Here is an 18,525-nt window from a genome sequence, read left to right on the forward strand (position 1 = left end):
AGGGCGCCGGGATTGTGTCCGCGGCGCCCCTTTTTTCTTCTACCCTGCGTGGATTACACGCGTTCGATGATGCCCGCGGCACCCATGCCGGCACCCACGCACATCGTGACCATGCCGTACTTCAGGTTGTTGCGCCGCAGGGCGTGCACGACGGTCGCGGCGCGGATGGCACCGGTTGCGCCGAGCGGATGGCCCAGCGCGATCGCGCCGCCCATCGGATTGACCTTGCTCGTATCGAGGTTCAGGTCGCGGATCACGGCCAGCGCCTGCGCGGCGAATGCTTCGTTCAGCTCGATCCAGTCCAGCTGGTCCTGCGTGATGCCGGCGGCGGCCAGCGCTGCGGGAATCGCCACCTTCGGGCCGATGCCCATGATTTCCGGCGGCACGCCGCGCACGGCGAACGACGAGAACTTGGCCAGCGGCGTCAGGTTGTGCTCGCGCAGGATCTTTTCCGAGACGACGATCAGCGCACCGGCACCGTCGGACATCTGCGACGACGTGGCCGCCGTCACGGTGCCCTTGGCGGCGAAGACCGGCTTCAGCTTGGCCATGCCTTCGGCCGATGCATCGGCGCGCGGGCCTTCGTCGTTCTCGACCAGGCGCTTCGATACCTTGATCTCGCCGGTACGCAGGTCCGGCGTGCGGGTGATGGCTTCCACCGGCGTGATCTCGTCCTTGAACAGGCCGGCCTGCTGGGCGGCGATGGCGCGGCGGTGCGATTCCAGGCCGAACGCATCCTGGTCTTCGCGCGACACTTTCCACTGCTTGGCCACGTTTTCGGCGGTCAGGCCCATGCCGTAGGCCAGGCCGACGTTTTCATCCTTGAACGTCTCCATATTGATGGACGGGTGGTGGCCCATCATCGGCACCATCGACATCGATTCGACGCCGCCGGCGATCATCACGTCGGCTTCGCCGACGCGGATGCGGTCCGCCGCCATCGCCAGCGCGGTGATGCCCGAGGCGCAGTAGCGGTTGACGGTGACGCCGCCCACGGTGTTCGGCAGGCCGGCCAGCACCACGGCGTTACGCGCCACGTTGAAGCCCTGCTCCGCTTCCGGGAACGAGCAGCCGATGATGGCGTCGATGATCAGCGCCGGGTCCAGGTTCGGCACGGCGGCCATGGCGCCGCGGATCGCGTGCACCAGCAGGTCGTCCGGGCGGGTCTTGTTGAACACGCCGCGCGGGGCCTTGCCGATCGGGGTGCGGGTCGCGGCGACGATGTATGCGTCTTGCAGTTGTTTGCTCATGTTTTTTGTCCTAAGGGTTCTGCGCTCATTGGCCCAACTTAGTTACGCACCGGTTTGCCGGTCTGCAGCATGCCCATGATCCGTTCCTGCGATTTCGGGTTGTTCAGCAGTTCGAGGAAGGCCTTGCGTTCCATGTCCAGCAGCCACTGCTCGGACACCACGCTGCCCTGGTCGATGTCGCCGCCGGACACGATCTCGGCGATCATGTCGCCCAGCTTGTAGTCGTGCGCGGAGATGAAGCCGCCGTCGCGCATGTTGACCAGCTGGCCGCGGATCGTCGCCCAGCCGTAGCGGCCGGTCACGGTGATCGGGCGCTGCAGCGGTGCGCGGTAGCCGGAATCGAACATCGAGCGCGCGGTGACTTTCGCCACGTGCAGCAGTTCGTACGGATTGAAGACGATGATGTCGTCTTCCTTCAGGTAACCCATTGCCTTCGCTTCCAGGGCGGACTTGGACACGTTCGCGGTGGCCGCGTTCATGAAGCCCGTCTTCAGGAATTGCAGGATGTCGTTGCCCTTGGCTTCCTTGGCGGCACGCGCGGCCGCTTCCTTCAGGCCGCCGCCGGCCGGGATCAGGCCCACGCCCACTTCCACCAGGCCGATGTACGACTCGATCGATGCCACGCGGCGCGACGCATGCAGCGCCAGCTCGCAGCCGCCGCCCAGCGCCAGGCCGGCAACCGCGGCGACGACGGGCACGTTCGAGTACTTCATCGCCATGAAGGTGTTCTGCAGGTCCTTGATCAGCGGGTCGAGCGCCTTGGCGCCGCCGGCCATGAAGGCCGGCAGGGCCGACTGCAGGTCGGCGCCGGCGGAGAACGCGCCGCCTTCGGCCGCGTCGGTACCCCAGATCACCAGGCCCTTGAAGTTCTTCTCGGCTTCGGCGAGGCCGCGCTTCAGGCCGTCGATGACGCCCTGGCCGATCACATGCATCTTGGTCTTCAGCGAGATCACCAGCACGTCGTCGCCGGAGTGCCACAGGCGCACGTCGTCGTCCTCGAACACGGTGGTGCCGGCTTTCGACGGATCGGTGTCGCCCGAGCCCAGTACCGGCGCGCGGAATGCCTGGCGTTCGTAGACGGCCAGGTTCGAGCGCGGCACGTAGCTGTTCGACTTGGCGGAGTACGAACCTTCAGGCGTGTGCACGCCCTTCTCGGCCACTTTCTCGTCGAAGACCCAGGCCGGCAGCGGTGCGTTCGTCAGCGCCTTGCCTTCTTCGATATCCTGCTTCACCCACTCGGCGATCTGCTTCCAGCCGGCGGCCTGCCACGTTTCGAACGGGCCCACTTTCCAGCCGAAGCCCCAGCGCATCGCGAAGTCGACGTCGCGCGCGTTGTCGGCGATCGTGTCCAGGTGGTAGGCGATGTAGTGGAACGCGTCGCGGAAGATCGCCCACAGGAACTGGCCTTGCGGGTTGGTCGATTCGCGCAGCGCCTTGAATTTCTTGACCGGGTCCTTTTCCTTCAGGATGCGGCCGATGATGTCGGCAGCCTTGCCGCCGCCGGGCACGTATTCGCCGGTCGCGGTATCGAGGCGCAGGATGTCCTTGCCGACCTTTTTATAGAAGCCGCCGCCGGTCTTCTGGCCCAGCGCGCCCTTCTCGATCAGCTTGGCCAGGACTTCCGGCGTCTGGTACACGCTGAAGAACGGGTCGTCCTTCAGGTTGTCCTGCATGGTCTTGATCACGTGGCCCATCGTGTCCAGGCCGACCACGTCCGCCGTGCGGAACGTGCCGGACTTGGCGCGGCCCAGCTTGGCGCCGGTCAGGTCGTCGACGACGTCCACCGACAGGCCGAATTTCTCGGCTTCGTGGATCGTGGCCAGCATGCCGAAGATGCCGACCCGGTTGGCGATGAAGTTCGGCGTGTCTTTCGCGCGCACCACGCCCTTGCCCAGCGCGGAGGTCAGGAAGGTTTCCAGCTGGTCCAGGATTTCCGGGCGGGTCGCTTCGGTCGGGATCAGTTCCACCAGGTGCATGTAGCGCGGTGGGTTGAAGAAGTGCACGCCGCAGAAGCGCGCCTTCAGGTCCGCGTCGAAGCCTTGCGCCAGCTGCTCGATCGGCAGGCCGGACGTGTTCGAGGCGAAGATCGCGTTGGCGCCGATGTGCGGGCCCACTTTCTTGTACAGGTCATGCTTCCAGTCCAGGCGCTCGGCGATCGCCTCGATGATCAGGTCGCAATCGGCCAGCTGGTCCAGGTTGTCCTCGTAGTTGGCGACCTGGATCAGCGACGCATCTTCCTTGTCGCCCAGCGGCGCCGGCGACAGCTTTTTCAGGTTCTCGATGGCGCGCAGCACGATGCCGTTCTTCGGCCCTTCCTTGGCCGGCAGGTCGAACAGCACGACCTGCACCTTGGCGTTCACGCAGTGGGCGGCGATCTGCGCGCCCATCACGCCGGCGCCGAGCACGGCGACTTTTTTGACAGTGAAATTGGTCATTGTTGTTGTCCTTGGTCTGTTAGAACAGGTCGGCGTCCAGCGCCATCAGGTTCGATGCGCCCGAACGCGCCTGGCGGATCAGCATCGCGGTTTCCGGGTACAGGCGGCCGAAGTAGAAGCGCGCGGTGGCCAGCTTGGCCTTGTAGAACTTGTCATCGGAATCCTGCTTCTCCAGCGCGATCTTGGCCATCTGCGCGAAGAAGTACGAGAACACCAGGTGACCTGCAACGCGCAGGTAAGGCACGGCGGCGGCGCCCACTTCATCCTGGTTCTGGAAGGCCTTCATACCGATTTCCATCGTCAGCTTGGTGACTTTTTCGCCCAGGTCGCCCAGCGGGGTGACGAACTCGGACATCGCTTCATCGGTGCCGTTCTCTTCGACGAAGGCGCGGATCTTCTCGCCGAACTTGCGCAGTTTCGAACCGTTGTCCATCAGGATCTTGCGGCCCAGCAGGTCCAGCGACTGGATGGTGTTGGTGCCTTCGTAGATCATGTTGATGCGGGCGTCGCGCACGTACTGCTCCATGCCCCATTCGGCGATGTAGCCGTGGCCGCCGAACACCTGCATCGCTTCCGAGGTGGCGATCCAGCCGTTGTCGGTGATGAAGGCCTTCACGATCGGCGTCAGCAGCGCCACTTCGTCGGCGGCTTCCTTGCGCACGTCTTCGTCAGGGTGGTTCAGTTCGCGGTCGATCTGCAGCGCGACATAGCTGGTCAGCGCGCGGGCGCCTTCGGCGAACGCTTTCGCCGTCAGCAGCATGCGGCGCACGTCCGGGTGCACGATGATCGGGTCGGCCGGCTTGTCGGCGGCCTTCACACCGGACAGGGAGCGCATCTGCAGGCGGTCTTTCGCGTACACCAGCGCGTTCTGGTAAGCCACTTCGGTCAGGCCCAGCGACTGCATGCCCACGCCCAGGCGGGCCGCGTTCATGAACACGAACATCGCGTTCAGGCCCTTGTTCGGCTGGCCGATGATCCAGCCTTTCGCGCCGTCCAGGTTCATCTGGCAGGTGGAATTGCCGTGGATGCCCATCTTTTCTTCGATGGCGCCGCAGAAGATCGGGTTGCGCTCGCCGATGCCGCCATTGGCGTCCGGCAGGAATTTCGGGACCAGGAACAGCGAGATGCCTTTCGAGCCTTCCGGTGCGTCCGGCACGCGGGCCAGCACCAGGTGCAGGATGTTCTCCGACATGTCATGCTCGCCGGCCGAGATGAAGATCTTGTTGCCGGTGATGGTCCAGGAGCCGTCGTCGTTCGGCAGCGCCTTGGTGCGCAGCAGGCCCAGGTCGGTGCCGCAATGCGGTTCGGTCAGGCACATGGTGCCGGTCCACTCGCCGGATACCAGCTTCGGCAGGTAGGTCTTCTTCTGCTCGTCCGTGCCGTGCTCTTTCAGGCACTCGTAGGCGCCGTGCGACAGGCCCGGGTACATCGTCCATGCCTGGTTCGACGAGTTCAGCATCTCGTAGAACGAATTGTTCAGCACCACCGGCAGGCCCTGGCCGCCGTATTCCGGATCGCAGGCCAGCGCCGCCCAGCCGCCTTCGACGTACTGCTTGTACGCTTCCTTGTAGCCCTTCGGCGTGGTGACGGTTTTCGCCTGCGCGTCGTGGTGGCAGCCTTCACGGTCGCCGGAGTGGTTCAGCGGGAACAGTACTTCGGACGTGAACTTCGCGCCTTCTTCCAGCACGGCGTTGATGATGTCGGCATCGGTCTCGGCGTGGGCCGGCAGTTCCTTGAGCTGCTCTTCCACCTTCAGGAACTCATGCAGAACGAATTGCATATCCCGGATTGGCGCGACGTATTGACCCATGTTTATCTCCTGCGACTGTAGGCTAAGTGTGATTGATGCCGCATCTTGTGGATGCGGCAGGTGTTATGACTGTAAATTCAAGACTGATAGTTTTCGACCAGGCGGTTGAAGCCGACCGTGGCGCGTTCGACGGCGCCGGGGATGCGCAGGAAGCGGGCATCGTGGTGCACGGCCAGGATCAGGCCATACATCTCATACACCAGTTGCTGCGCATCGGTATCCGCCTTCAGGTGACCGCATTCGATCGCCTGCTGCGTGGCGCGCAGCAGAGCGCCCTGCCATGCGCCGACCATCGTCACCAGCGCTTCGCGGATCGGGCCCGGGCGGTCGTCATACTCGACGGCGCCGCTGATGTAGATGCAGCCCGACGCGATCTCGACCGACACGCGCTTGACCCAGTGCGCGAACATCATCCGAAGGCGCGGCAAGCCGCGCGCTTCCTTGATGCTGGGGTAGAACACTTCCTGTTCGAAACGGCGGTGGTAAAGCTTCAGCACTTCCAGCTGTAAATCTTCACGCGAGCCAAAGTGGGCGAATACGCCCGATTTACTCATGTTCATCCGGTCCGCCAGCAGACCGATCGTCAGGCCTTCCAGCCCGTCACGGCTGGCCAGGTCCAACGCCACGTCCAGGATGGCGGCGCGGGTCATTTCGCCCTTGCGCATGAATTTTGTCGAGGTATTGATGGCTAAATTGCTCACTTTGGCATCCGGCTTCAGGGGAGAAAGGAACTTCGATTTTCCCCCGGCAGGTTTGCTTCGTGTGAAAAAAATTACGAACGCTCGTACTATTATCCAGGGCTGGATAAATGTCAAACGGGATCGTTAGAGGTGGCGTTCTATTTTGTACCCGGCCTTGCGCGCGGGGCTTGACAGCGGATTTCACGCTGGGGGAAAACGGGTGCAGAACACCGGTGACAGGCTCCGGTTTCCCGAAATGTTCCACAAAACCGGTCGGTACGCCGCAAAGGCCTGTCACCGTTTTCGCTTGATATTGCCCCAAAAACAGGGTCCGTCCCTATTTATTGATATTGCCTCAAAAACAGGGTCCGTCCCTATTTTTTGTCTTATTCGCCGTGGTCGATCTGGTCGCGGATGCGGCGGTCGCGTTTGGTCGGGCGGCCCTTGAGGTCGGCGGCTGGTTCGTGGAACAGCTTGCGGCGCTCTGCTTCCTTGACGCGCCGGGCAATCGATTCCTCGCTTTCCTCGTACAGCGTGCGGGCGATCGGGGCGCCCTGCCGCTTGTCCGACAGGCCCACCACCAATACGTCCCACTCATCGGAGCCGTTGTCGATGTGGAGCTTTTCGCCCAGTTTGACGAGTCGCGCCGGTTTTACGCGGTCGCCGTTGATCTTTACCTTGCCGTTGTCGATCGCGTCGATGGCCAGGTTGCGCGTCTTGAAGAAGCGTGCGGCCCACAGCCATTTGTCGATCCTTACATTGTCCATCAAGCGTATTTTCCCACTGCAAAAATGCGCATCAGCGTCCGGTACACCACGTAGGCGATCTCGTAGCCGATTCGGCGGAAGCGGCCGATGTGTTCGAATTCGTGCGCGTGGATTTCCACGCCTTCGGCCAGGGCCGCCTCGATATGCCTGCGCAAATCCCTGGCGAAGGCGGCATCCTTGATCACGACGTTCGCTTCCTGGTTCAAAAAAAGGCTCAACCCGTCCACGTTGGAAGAGCCGACGGTGGCCCACTCATCGTCGATGACGGCCACTTTCGCATGGAGCTGGGTCTTGCGATACTCCACCACCCGCACGCCGGAGGCCAACAGCTTCGGATAAAACGAGTGCGCCACCGCATCCTGCAGCCAGTGCTCGCCAACGCCGATCAGCAGGGTCACTTCGACACCGCGCTGCGCCGTCTGCGACAGTGCGCGCCGGAACTTGCGCCCCGGCGCGAAATACGGGTTCGCCAGCAGTACGCTCTTGCGCGCGGCGCCCATGGCTTTCAGGTAGGCACGCTGGATGGTATGGCGGTTGCGTAAATTGTCGCGCACCACGAATCCCGCTTGCACGGTGGTGCTGGCTTCGGCGGCGGCCCTGTTGGCACGGCGGGTTTCCTGGTACAGGCCGATCCGCTCGGTCAGCGGCATCTTGCCCAGCCGCCGCCATTGCGCCACGGCTTCCTGGTGGATATTCGCCACCAGCGGCCCCTTGACCGCCACGGCGAAATCCCAGCGCGGCGCGGAAAGAGCGATGTTGTGGTCGTAGTCGCAGAACATGTCGTCGTTGACATTGATGCCGCCCACGAAGGCGATGCAGCGGTCGACGACGCAGATCTTGCGGTGCGTGCGCGAGACGCCGCGCCTGAACCAGGGATTGAAGATACGGTGCTCGACGCCCGCCCCCTGCAGCTGCGCATGCATCCGCTTGACCCGCCCTGCGCCGGTGCCGAACCAGTCGGTAATCATGCGCACTGTAACGCCCCTCTGCGCCGCCCGCATCAGCGCGGCCTGCACGGCCTGCCCTGTTTCATCGTCCGCGAAGATATACGTCTCGAAATAGACGTCGTACTGCGCGGCATCGATCGCTTCCATCAAACCAGGGAAGAATTCGGTACCGCAGTGCAGGAGTTTGACTTCGTTGTCGGCGATGAAATCGACAGGGCGCATAACGCTATAACAGTTTCAGGGTAGCGACGAGCGGCGCATGGTCCGACAGCTTGGCCCAGATCGGGCCATGCAGGACCTGCGCCGATTCTACCTCGAAGCCGCGAACGTAGATACGATCCAGGCGGAAGAAGGGCAAGGCGGAGGGGAAGGTGCGGGCCGGACGGACCGCCGCCTGCCGCCGGGCCAGGGTACGAACCAGGTCGCCCAGGCTGGAACTGGCGCCGATTTCGTCGAACACCTCGACCACGCCCAGCGCCTTGCGCAGCTTGGCGCTCAGCGTATTGCGCCAGTCGTTGAAATCGCCGGCGATGATCACCGGCTCGTTGTTTGGCGCGGACAGGTTCACCGCATCGATCAGCGCCTCGACCTGCCGCACGCGGCTGCGCTCGAACAGCCCGAGATGAATCACATAGCAGTGCACGATGCCCTTCGGCGTCTCGACGATCGAATGCAGGATGCCGCGTGCTTCGTAGGCATGATCGGAAATGTCGGTATTGGTCCACTTGGCGATCGGATGCTTCGACAGCAGCGCATTGCCGTGGTGGCCATGATCGTATTGCGCGTTCAGGCCATACACGGACTGGTGCGATTCGCCGGCGAAGAACTCATGCTGGCCGCCACCGGGCCAGTGCTTGGGCCCATGGTGTTCCTCGCCAAAGCGGGCGGCAATGCGGTCGTGCTGGCCTTGCACTTCCTGCAGGAAGATCAGGTCGGCATCGAATGCCGCGATGGCCTGCTTGAGCGCGAGCACCCGCGGCTTGCTGCGGTATGACACGCCCTTGTGGATGTTGTAGGTGGCGACTTTGATCTTCATGAAAGCCATTCTAGCGCCAACCGTGCTCTTTCATCCGGCAATCGTGCGCCGGGGATACGATTGGCGAGAACGGGCAATGTGCAGCTCAGCCCGCATTCATCCCGCAGTCATTCCATGCGCCGCCCTGTGCAATTCCATTACTGTACCCCGGACCGCGGAATTCACTCTTGCCAGCCGCGGCAATTGTGTGCCGCCCGCACAATCGGTTGCTGCCAACGTCCCGGTTATCGCATATAGTTGAATCCACAGAGGAACTTGAAGTTTCCAATAACGACTGACGCAAACGGGAGACTACTATGGCGATCAGCACTTTCTGCACCAGGCTTTGCACCGCACTGGCCATGCTGGCGGCGGCACCCGCCCCGGCTTTTGCAATCCTGCAGGATGCGGGTCCGGCCAATGCCGGTTTCGCGACTGCCCGCGACGGCGGCCACGATGCCGCACAGCAGCCGGCGCCCAGCCGCCTGCTGTTTGAAACCGATGCCCCGATCGGCATGGCCGGTACCGACCAGGCCAGCGGCCCGCAGGCCGCCGGCTCGGTTTCGCTGTTCAACCAGACGGGCAGCTACTTCGGCGATCTCATCGGCGGCGACATTGCTTTCCGCCCCACTCTCCAGGGGCAGAGCGAGCCTGAACCGGGCAGCCTGCCACTGCTGGGCGCGGCCGGCGTGGCATTGCTGATCGCACAGCTGCGGCGCTCGCGCCGGCCTGCCGTGCGCTAAGCCGCGCCTTCAGCGCCCCAGCATTCGCGGCAGTTGCAGGATCGCTTCCGCGTTCGACGCGGAAAAGCACTTGTCGGCTGCCGCCAGGTGCGGCAGCCACACGTGCGCGGTGTGCTCGCGCGGCGACAGCATGATCGGGATGTCGCGCGGCACTTCCACGCTGAACACGTGTTCAGTGTTGTGCGTGACGCCCGGCGCGTAGCGGTGGCGCCAGACCGGGTAGATCTCGTACACGTTCGACAGGCGCCAGTCGCGCAGCACGATGCGCTCGCCATCGGCCACGATGCCAGTTTCCTCGAACAGCTCGCGCGTGGCGGTGGCAAGCAGCGGCTCGTCGGCCGCGTCCAGCGAGCCGGTGACCGACTGCCAGAAGCCGGGGTGGCCGGTGCGTTCGATCAGCAGCACTTGCAGGTCGGCGGTATGGATGACGACCAGCACGGAGATGGGGATTTTGGGTGGTTTTTGCATATTTTCCGGAAAGCGGGCGGAAAAAAGGGCGCCAAGGCGCCCTTCGAATATACAACGTTGAGGGACCTCGAGAAACCGTAGCGAGCGGCGTCAGGTCCGGTCGAGACGCGCAGCCGTATGTCGATACGGCCGGTCCGCCGGAGCGGAGCATCGCAGACCGGAGCTGGCGTCGCGCAGTAGGTTTATCGAGTGTCCTTACCCTGCCACTTTCGGCTCGGCCGCGCGCAGGCGGATGTGCAGCTCTTTCAGCTGCTTCTCGTCCACTTCCGACGGCGCGTGCGTCAGCAGATCCTGGGCGCGCTGCGTTTTCGGGAACGCGATCACGTCGCGGATCGAATCGGACTTCGTCATCAGCGTGACGATACGGTCCAGGCCGAACGCCAGGCCGCCGTGCGGCGGCGCGCCGTACTGCAGCGCGTCGAGCAGGAAGCCGAACTTCAGGCGCGCTTCCTCGGCACCGATCTTCAGCGCGCGGAACACCTTCGACTGCACTTCCTCGCGGTGGATACGGATCGAACCGCCGCCCAGTTCCCAGCCGTTCAGCACCATGTCGTAGGCCTTGGCGATGCAGGCACCCGGATTGGTTTCCAGCATGTCTTCATGGCCATCCTTCGGCGCCGTGAACGGGTGGTGCGTGGCGGTCCAGCGGTCGTCTTCCTCGTCGTATTCGAACATCGGGAAGTCGATCACCCACAGCGGTGCCCACACGTCGTCGAACAGGCCGTTCTTCTTGCCGAATTCGCTGTGGCCGATCTTCACGCGCAGCGCGCCGATCGCGTCGTTGACGACCTTCGCCTTGTCGGCGCCGAAGAAGATCAGGTCGCCGTCCTCGGCACCCGTCAGCTCCAGGATCCTGGCCAGCGCTTCGTCGTTGATGTTCTTGACGATCGGCGACTGCAGGCCGTCACGGCCCTTGGCCTTCTCGTTGACCTTGATGTAAGCCAGGCCCTTGGCGCCGTAGATGGCGACGAACTGGGTGTACGCGTCGATTTCCGAACGCGGCATCTCGGCGCCCTTCGGCACACGCATGCCGACCACGCGGCCGTTCGGCAGGTTGGCGGCGGCGGAGAACACCTTGAAGTCGACCGACTTCATCACTTCGGTCAGTTCGGTGAACTGCAGCTTGACGCGCATGTCCGGCTTGTCCGAACCGTACAGGCCCATGGCTTCCGAGAAGTCCATCACCGGGAACGGGTTCGGCAGGTCGATCGACAGCGTGTTCTTGAATACCTTGCGGATCATGTCTTCGAACAGGTCGCGGATTTCCTGCTCGTTCAGGAACGAGGTTTCGCAGTCGATCTGCGTGAATTCCGGCTGGCGGTCGGCGCGCAGGTCTTCATCGCGGAAGCACTTGGTGATCTGGTAGTAGCGGTCGAAGTTGGCCACCATCAGCAGCTGCTTGAACAGCTGCGGCGACTGCGGCAGCGCGAAGAACTGGCCGGCGTTGACGCGCGACGGCACCAGGTAGTCGCGCGCGCCTTCGGGCGTGGACTTGGTCAGCGTCGGCGTTTCGATGTCGATGAAACCCAGATCGTCCAGGTACTTGCGCACTTCCATCGTCACCTTGTAGCGCAGGCGCAGGTTGTTCTGCATCTGCGGGCGGCGCAGGTCCAGCACGCGGTGCGTCAGGCGGGTGGTTTCGGACAGGTTGTCGTCGTCCAGCTGGAACGGCACGGCCACGGAGGGGTTCAGCACTTCCAGCTGCGAGCAGACCACTTCGATCTTGCCGGACTTCAGGTTGTTGTTGACGGTGCCGGCCAGGCGGTCTTTCACGACGCCGGTGACACGCAGGCAGTACTCGTTACGCACGGACTCGGCCGTTTTGAACACTTCCGCCTGCTCCGGATTGCAGACGATCTGGACCAGGCCTTCGCGGTCGCGCAGGTCGATGAAGATCACGCCGCCGTGATCGCGGCGACGGTGCACCCAGCCGCACAGGCTGACGGTTTGGCCCAGCAGGGCTTCGGTGGTGAGCCCGCAGTAATGAGTACGCATTGACATGGTTATTTCTCGTTCAGGTTAATTTGAGCTGTAGTTGAGCTGGACAGCAATGGGTTCATTCGGGCGCGTCATTCGGGCGCAACCACGCCCATCGATACGATGTATTTCAGGGCGGCGTCGACGGACATGTCGAGCTCCACCACGTTTTCGCGCGCCATCATCAGGAAGAAGCCGGAGGTCGGGTTCGGCGTCGTCGGCACGTACACGGAGACATAGTCTCCCACCAGGTGGTTTTTCACGTCGCCACCGGGAGCGCCCGTCAGGAACCCGATCGTGTACGAGTTCGCGTGCGGGTAAGGGATCAGCACGGCCTTGCGGAAGGCATTGCCGGACGACGAGAACAGCGTGTCCGAGACCTGCTTCACGCTGCCGTACAGCGAGCTGACCACGGGAATGCGGTGCAACAGCTTTTCCCACAGCTTCAGCACATAGTTGCCGATCAGGTTGTTGGCCAGCAGGCCGACGACGAACACGATGAGAATGGTGAGGATCGCGCCGAAGCCGGGAATGTCGAAGCCGACCAGCGTACGCGGCTGCCAGCGCGCCGGGACGAACAGCAGCGACTGGTCCAGCGTGCCGATGATGATGTTCAGCACCCAGACCGTGATGGCCAGGGGCACGAGCACCAGCAGGCCCGTCAGGAAGCACTTGCGTATCAGGTTCATCGGCGCCTTATTTCTTGTCGCCGGTGCCGGTCGCCGCCGGGACCGTCGGCGCCGCGGGTGCGGCCGGCGCAGCGGGCGACGATTCGCTCTTCGCCCCGTCGGCCTTCGCAGCGCCGGCCACGCCGGTGGCTGGCGCATTACCGCCACGGAAATCGGTCACATACCAGCCGGTGCCTTTCAATTGAAAGCCGGCCGCGGTCAACTGCTTCTTGAAAGTGGATTTACCGCAGGATGGGCATTCCGTGAGCTGCGGATCGGAGATCTTTTGCAGCACGTCCTTGGCAAAGCCACATTCCTCGCAGCGGTAGGCATAGATAGGCATCTGTTACTCCGCAAAAAACATCAAAAACCCTGAATTATAAGTGTTTTTGCGGACTGAGCTTCACTTGCTGGCCGGGAAAACCGGTGACAGGCACCTATTTTCCGGAAATGTTTCAAAAGAATAGGTGCCTGTCACCGGTTTTGAGGGATGGTTCAGCGGCGCCGCCACTCCATCCAGCGTTCCTTGCCGTCGAAGACGGGCAGCGAGTCGGGCACGGGCTCGTCTTCGATGAGCGTGAAGTGCGGCGCCAGCAGCGCGTCCAGTTCGGCACGGGCGATGCCGAACGGTGGGCCCTTGGCCGTGTCGCCGAAAAAGAAGTAGCCGGCCAGCAGGCCGTCGTGCGGCAGCAGTTCGGCCCAGCGCTGCACGACGCGCGGCTGGTGTTCGGGTGGCAGCGCGCACAGGAAGGCACGTTCGTAGATGACGTCCAGCTTCCTGTCCGGCTGCCAGGTGAAGAAGTCTGCCTGCACGATCCGCTCGGGCCAGCGCTTGACCACCTGTTTTGCCCGCGCCACCGCGTTCGGCGAAAAATCGATGGCCAGCGCTTCCCAGCCCGCCTCGCACATCAGGTCCAGCTCGTAGGCGGAGCCGGCGCCGGGGATCAGCGCCACCGGCGGCACGACCGCCGCATCGGCCGCCGCATCGCGCGAGGCCACCAGGCCGCGCAGCTGCTCGGGAATGCCGCCCAGGTCCCAGGGCATGAATTGCCGGGCGAAGCGTTCATCCCAGAAGTTGGGCTCGAGAGGGTCGCGCGTATCGAATTCGGGCATTCACAGTACTCCATGCCAGCGCAGCCAGGCCTGGAAGCCGATGGCCCCCGCCACGAACGCACCGACGAAATAAACAAAAAAGCTCAATAACCGGTTGGTACGGCGTTGCTCCTCGGCAAGCTGCCGCAACAGCTCGTTGGTGCTGTCGTCGCGCTCGCCCAGCGCCGTCAGCGCCTGGTGCGTCAGCCGTGGCAGTTGCGGCAGGATGTGCGAGTAACGCGGCGCTTCCGCCTTCAGCTTGTCCACCAGGCCGCGCCAGCCCACCTGCTCGGAGACCCACCGTTCCAGGTGCGGCTTGGCGGTCTTCCACAGGTCCAGGTCCGGGTCCAGCACGCGGCCCATGCCTTCGATGTTGAGCAGCGTCTTCTGCAGCAGCACCAGCTGGGGCTGTACCTCGACATTGAAACGGCGCGACGTCTGGAACAAGCGTAGCAAAATCTGGCCAAACGAGATGTCCTTCAGTGGCCGGTCGAAGATCGGCTCGCAGCACGCCCGCACCGCTGCTTCCAGCTCGTCGACGCGGGTGTTCTTCGGCGCCCAGCCCGATTCGATGTGCGCCTCGGCTACCCGCTTGTAGTCGCGGCGGAAGAACGCCAGGAAATTCTGCGACAGGTAGTCCTTGTCGTAATCGTTCAGCGTGCCGACGATGCCGAAGTCCAGCGCGATGTAGCGGCCGAACGTGGCCGGATCGATCGATACGAGGATGTTCCCCGGGTGCATGTCCGCATGGAAGAAGCCGTCGCGGAATACCTGCGTGAAGAAAATTTCCACGCCATCGCTGCCCAGCTTTTTCAGGTCGACGCCCGCCTCCACCAGCCGGTCGATCTGCGATACGGGAATGCCGGTCATCCGTTCCATCGTGATCACGTCGCTGGAACAGTAATCCCAGTACATCTCCGGCACCATCAGCAGGTTCGACTCGGCGAAATTGCGGCGCAATTGCGCGGCGTTGGCCGCCTCGCGCATCAGGTCCAGCTCGTCGTGCAGGTACTTGTCGAATTCGGCGACCACTTCCTTCATCTTCAGGCGGTGGGCGTCCTTCCACAGCCGGTTGATCATGTCGGCGGCCAGGTTCATCAGCGCCACGTCCTCGTCGATCAGCTTTTTCATGCCGGGGCGCAGCACCTTGACGGCCACCGGCGTGCCATCGGGCAACGCGGCGAAGTGCACCTGGGCAATCGATGCGGACGCTACCGGCACCCGCTCGAAGCGCGCAAACAGCTGGTCGGGATGAGCGCCCAGCGAGCGCTCGATCTGCGCCACCGCCAGTTCGGAATCGAACGGCGGCACACGGTCCTGCAGCTTCGATAACTCGGCAACGATATCCGGAGGGATCAGGTCGCTGCGGGTGGACAGCACCTGCCCCAGCTTGACGAAGATGGGGCCCAGCTCTTCCAGCGCCATGCGCAGGCGGATCGCCCGTGCCGTGGCGATATTGCGCCAGAAGAAGGCCGTGTCGAAGAAGCGGTTGATGCCGGGCTTGTCGAAGCCGGAAATGGCGATTTCGTCGAGGCCATACTTGACGATCACACGCAGGATTTTGAACAGGCGAAGAAATTTCAGGATCATCGAGGGTGAATGCTTTTCTTGTTAATTTTCTGTTCCAGCTTTTCCAGCCGCTTGGCGAAACGCTCTACATCGTCGCGCAGGCGCGTCACGTCGCCGGCAAACGCCTGGGCCGTCACGGGGCGCACCAGGACAGGATTTTCCTCGAGGAAGTATTCGGCCACGTTCTCCGTGGCCTTGCGATGTCCGTTCTGCAGCGTCGCCAGGGCCGACCGTGCCCCCGTTACCATGCGCACCGCCGCCACCGGGCCGACCAGTTTTTCCAGGTCGTGCTCGGCTTCCCAGCGCAAGGCCTGCGACAGCCGCGAGATCGCGTTGGCGAATTCGGCATCGCCCTCGATCTGCACATATGAAAACGCACGCTCGCGGTTTTGCGCGATCAGCGGCAGGTCCGACAGTTTCAGCCGGATCGTCACCGCCGCGGCCTGCCCGGCAGCGGCAGCCTCGACCATACCGTCGGCCGCCACGCGCAGGCGCAGCTCGACGGGCGACGCATCGATGCGGGCCACCTTGCCCGCATATTGCTTCAGCTCGGCGCGGGCCCAGGGCTCCTGCGCCAGCAGGTGGTTGATCGTGGCAGCGGCCGGCATCGACAATGTCGGCAGCGCAGTGGGAAATGGGAACATTTTTTAGAGGCGCAAAAAAACAAAACCGCCCAGGGAATCCGGGGCGGTTTCGATCTTACCAGTTTGCAGGGGTTAACCCTGCACAATGGTGACGACGGGCTTAGGCAAGCTGTTGAATGCCGCCGAGCAGCCAGCCACCATTGCCGTTGACCGGCTTGACCAGGTTCCATACTTCGTTCAGCGGTTCCGGCAGCGCATCCGGGGCCGGCTTGCTGCGGCCGGAGAACTGCACCGAGGCCACGTACTCGGTACCCGTGTTCTCGATACCCAGCAGTTCGGCTTCGAGTTCCACCACGTCGGTGTAGTCGGCCTTGCCGTTGCGTTCCTGGATCTGCAGGCGCAGTTCGGCAAACACTTCGGGCGTCGTGAATTCACGGATATCGTTCACGTCGCTCTTGTCCCAGGCCGCCTGCAGGCGAATGAAATTGCCCTTGGCATGGCGCAGGAACGCGGCCTGGTCGAAGTCTGCCGGCACACCCCATTGCTGGTGCGGTTGCTGCACGTTCGAGGCAGGCTTGTTCAGGTCGAAGCCCGACGATGCCGGCTGCAGGCGCGAACCGATTTCCGGCGTGGACGAACCGCCTTGCTGTGCCGGGTTATTGAACCCGCCATTGCCGCCGCTGCTGCCGCCACCGAAGCCGCCGGCGTAGGCACTGGCAGGCTGGGCACGGCTGCCCTGCGATTTGCCCTTGATCAGGCGCCAGATGAAGAAGATCGCCGCGGCGATCAGCGCGAACGTGAGGATCGTGCCGATCGCGCTGGCCAGCGCGCCGCCGATACCCAGGTGCGACAGCAGTGCGCCCAGGCCAAGGCCCAGCAGTGCGCCGCCAAGGATGCCCTTCCACATGCTCGGCCGCTTGGCCGGCACGGCCGGTGCCGGCGCCGGCTGGTTGGCCGGACGCGCCGCGTTTTGCTGTTGCGGCGTGGCTGGCTGCGCCTGGCGCGGCGCCATGTTCTTGACGTTCTGCGACTGGCGGCCGAAAGATTTGCCGCCGCCCATCGGACGCGCGGCAAGCTCCGCCGTCATCGAGATGGCGGCCAGCGCCAGGGTGGCGCCGACGAGGAGTTTTTTCAGTTTCATGGCTTTTGTCCTGTGTTGACTACAATTTGATGCCGGTATGTAAAGCGGCCACACCTGCCGTCAGGTTGTAATACTGGACCCGCTCCAGCCCTGCCGCCTGCATCATCGTCTTCAGCGTTTCCTGGTCGGGATGCATGCGGATCGATTCGGCGAGATAACGGTAGCTTTCCGAATCGTTGGCGATCCGCTTGCCCAGCCATGGCAGCACCGAGAACGAATACAGGTCGTACGGTTTTTGCAGCGGCTCGGCCACCTTCGAGAATTCCAGCACCAGCAGCTTGCCGCCGGGCTTGAGCACGCGGCGCATTTCCGCCAGCGCCTGGTCCTTGTGCGTCATGTTGCGCAGGCCGAAGGCCACGCTGACACGGTCGAAATAATTGTCCGGGAACGGCAGCTTCTCCGCATCGCACAACAAGGTGGGGGTCACGAGGCCCTTGTTCAAGAGCCGGTCGCGGCCCACGCGGAGCATCGATTCGTTGATGTCGGTAAGCCAGACCTCGCCGGTCGGCCCGGCCTGCTTGGCGAACGCCTTGGCCAGGTCGCCCGTGCCGCCGGCAATGTCCAGCACCTTCATGCCGGGGCGCACGCCCGCATTGGCAATGGTGAACGTCTTCCAGATGCGGTGCAGGCCGCCGGACATCAGGTCGTTCATCACGTCGTACTTGGCAGCGACGGAATGGAAGACCTTGGCGACTTCCTTTACTTTCTCATCCTCGTTGACGGTCTTGTAACCGAAATGGGTGGTGTTGGTCATTAGCGTAGGTGAATGATTGCGCTGGGGCGGTTGATCTCCCGGCATTATACAAGCGTCATCCAGGAGGTAGCGCTCGTGGGTCGCCGGCTCAACACACATTGCCGATTATGCAATTTCAAACACTTTTTCAAAATCATGTCAACCACCCTCCACAAGGCAGCGTTAAGCGATCAAGCCGGTCTCTTCGACACGGCATCTGTCTACTGATTACGGAGGAAGACAATGGAGCTTCAACATCAACTCCCCAAGGATATTCATTTTCCGGAGATCGATGAGGCAACTCGCCAGATGATCGACGCAACGGATGCGCAGGCGCGCCGCGCCCAGGGTGGCAAGCCGCCCGCACCGATGCCGTTCAATGCCGAGGCGATCCGTACGCTGCCGCCGGCCGCCCGTGCCGCCTTCCGCTACATCTGGGAACGCGAACAGCGCCGCTACGAGGAATACGTGCAGCGCCGCCGCGCTGGCGCAGTCAACTGACAAGCCAATTGACACCTGGGCCTTCGGGCCCTGCCTTCGGCGCAGTTCGCGCGAAGTGGTATTGCTGGAATGGGTGCGGAACGATCCGCGCCGTTGCAGTTCTGCCACGATGAGTGCAGCACGTCATCCAGGCCGCCCGGCAACA

18 protein-coding genes are annotated in these 18,525 nt (G+C 63.2%); 2 read left to right on the plus strand and 16 right to left on the minus strand.

The window, feature by feature from the left end:
- Window positions 1–53: 53 nt before the first annotated feature.
- The 7 genes from ACY34H_RS06040 to ACY34H_RS06070 form a co-directional block, all read right to left on the minus strand.
- Complete coding sequence (locus tag ACY34H_RS06040; RefSeq protein WP_464976584.1) at window positions 54–1,250, minus strand: acetyl-CoA C-acyltransferase; 1,197 nt, start codon at window positions 1,248–1,250, stop codon at window positions 54–56.
- 38 nt (window positions 1,251–1,288) lie between these two features.
- Window positions 1,289–3,685 carry a 3-hydroxyacyl-CoA dehydrogenase/enoyl-CoA hydratase family protein gene (locus ACY34H_RS06045; protein WP_464976585.1) on the minus strand — a complete coding sequence of 799 codons (2,397 nt, stop codon included), beginning with the start codon at window positions 3,683–3,685 and terminating at the stop codon, window positions 1,289–1,291.
- A gap of 19 nt (window positions 3,686–3,704) precedes the next feature.
- Window positions 3,705–5,495, minus strand: a complete 1,791-nt coding sequence (locus ACY34H_RS06050) for an acyl-CoA dehydrogenase C-terminal domain-containing protein (protein ID WP_137315821.1) — start codon at window positions 5,493–5,495, stop codon at window positions 3,705–3,707.
- 77 nt (window positions 5,496–5,572) lie between these two features.
- Entirely contained in the window at window positions 5,573–6,160 is a 588-nt protein-coding gene (locus tag ACY34H_RS06055; RefSeq protein WP_131147996.1) for a TetR/AcrR family transcriptional regulator, read from the minus strand.
- 401 nt (window positions 6,161–6,561) lie between these two features.
- Window positions 6,562–6,942 (minus strand): RNA-binding S4 domain-containing protein, encoded by a 381-nt coding sequence (locus ACY34H_RS06060; protein WP_464976658.1) that lies wholly within the window; start codon window positions 6,940–6,942, stop codon window positions 6,562–6,564.
- Window positions 6,942–8,111, minus strand: coding sequence for a cardiolipin synthase ClsB (clsB, locus tag ACY34H_RS06065; protein ID WP_464976586.1), 1,170 nt, complete (start codon window positions 8,109–8,111; stop codon window positions 6,942–6,944). The genes ACY34H_RS06060 and clsB overlap by 1 nt, the downstream gene beginning before the upstream one ends.
- A gap of 4 nt (window positions 8,112–8,115) precedes the next feature.
- Window positions 8,116–8,925, minus strand: coding sequence for an endonuclease/exonuclease/phosphatase family protein (locus ACY34H_RS06070; protein ID WP_464976587.1), 810 nt, complete (start codon window positions 8,923–8,925; stop codon window positions 8,116–8,118).
- A 296-nt stretch (window positions 8,926–9,221) separates the two neighbouring features.
- Between ACY34H_RS06070 and ACY34H_RS06075 the strand changes: the two genes are divergently transcribed.
- Window positions 9,222–9,647, plus strand: coding sequence for a PEP-CTERM sorting domain-containing protein (locus ACY34H_RS06075; RefSeq protein WP_464976588.1), 426 nt, complete (start codon window positions 9,222–9,224; stop codon window positions 9,645–9,647).
- A 9-nt stretch (window positions 9,648–9,656) separates the two neighbouring features.
- Here ACY34H_RS06075 and nudB read toward each other — a convergent pair whose 3' ends face one another.
- From nudB to ubiE, 9 genes are all read right to left on the minus strand, one after another.
- Window positions 9,657–10,115, minus strand: a complete 459-nt coding sequence (nudB, locus tag ACY34H_RS06080; RefSeq protein WP_464976589.1) for a dihydroneopterin triphosphate diphosphatase — start codon at window positions 10,113–10,115, stop codon at window positions 9,657–9,659.
- A gap of 195 nt (window positions 10,116–10,310) precedes the next feature.
- Window positions 10,311–12,116, minus strand: a complete 1,806-nt coding sequence (aspS, locus tag ACY34H_RS06085) for an aspartate--tRNA ligase (RefSeq protein WP_464976590.1) — start codon at window positions 12,114–12,116, stop codon at window positions 10,311–10,313.
- 68 nt (window positions 12,117–12,184) lie between these two features.
- On the minus strand, window positions 12,185–12,772 hold the full coding sequence (locus ACY34H_RS06090; protein ID WP_464976659.1) for a DUF502 domain-containing protein: 588 nt from the start codon (window positions 12,770–12,772) through the stop codon (window positions 12,185–12,187).
- A 16-nt stretch (window positions 12,773–12,788) separates the two neighbouring features.
- Window positions 12,789–13,103 carry an FmdB family zinc ribbon protein gene (locus tag ACY34H_RS06095; protein WP_464976591.1) on the minus strand — a complete coding sequence of 105 codons (315 nt, stop codon included), beginning with the start codon at window positions 13,101–13,103 and terminating at the stop codon, window positions 12,789–12,791.
- A gap of 152 nt (window positions 13,104–13,255) precedes the next feature.
- Window positions 13,256–13,873 carry a methyltransferase gene (locus tag ACY34H_RS06100; protein WP_464976592.1) on the minus strand — a complete coding sequence of 206 codons (618 nt, stop codon included), beginning with the start codon at window positions 13,871–13,873 and terminating at the stop codon, window positions 13,256–13,258.
- The gene (gene ubiB, locus ACY34H_RS06105) at window positions 13,874–15,442 is read right to left on the minus strand and encodes a ubiquinone biosynthesis regulatory protein kinase UbiB (RefSeq protein ID WP_464976593.1); all 1,569 of its coding nucleotides are present in this window, start codon (window positions 15,440–15,442) and stop codon (window positions 13,874–13,876) included. It lies immediately after the preceding gene.
- Window positions 15,439–16,065 carry a ubiquinone biosynthesis accessory factor UbiJ gene (locus ACY34H_RS06110; protein ID WP_464976594.1) on the minus strand — a complete coding sequence of 209 codons (627 nt, stop codon included), beginning with the start codon at window positions 16,063–16,065 and terminating at the stop codon, window positions 15,439–15,441. Before ACY34H_RS06110 ends, ubiB begins: the two co-directional genes overlap by 4 nt.
- Window positions 16,066–16,165: 100 nt before the next feature.
- Complete coding sequence (locus tag ACY34H_RS06115) at window positions 16,166–17,146, minus strand: Tim44 domain-containing protein (RefSeq protein WP_464976595.1); 981 nt, start codon at window positions 17,144–17,146, stop codon at window positions 16,166–16,168.
- Window positions 17,147–17,165: 19 nt separating this feature from the next.
- Window positions 17,166–17,900 carry a bifunctional demethylmenaquinone methyltransferase/2-methoxy-6-polyprenyl-1,4-benzoquinol methylase UbiE gene (gene ubiE, locus ACY34H_RS06120; RefSeq protein WP_131148006.1) on the minus strand — a complete coding sequence of 245 codons (735 nt, stop codon included), beginning with the start codon at window positions 17,898–17,900 and terminating at the stop codon, window positions 17,166–17,168.
- Between the two features lie 288 nt (window positions 17,901–18,188).
- On the opposite strand from ubiE, the gene ACY34H_RS06125 reads away from it, so the two are divergent.
- A complete protein-coding gene (locus ACY34H_RS06125; RefSeq protein WP_464976596.1) occupies window positions 18,189–18,380 on the plus strand; it encodes a hypothetical protein in 192 nt (63 codons plus the stop codon).
- The last annotated feature ends 145 nt before the right edge of the window (window positions 18,381–18,525 follow it).

The organism is Pseudoduganella sp. jia 9 (genome assembly GCF_055502615.1).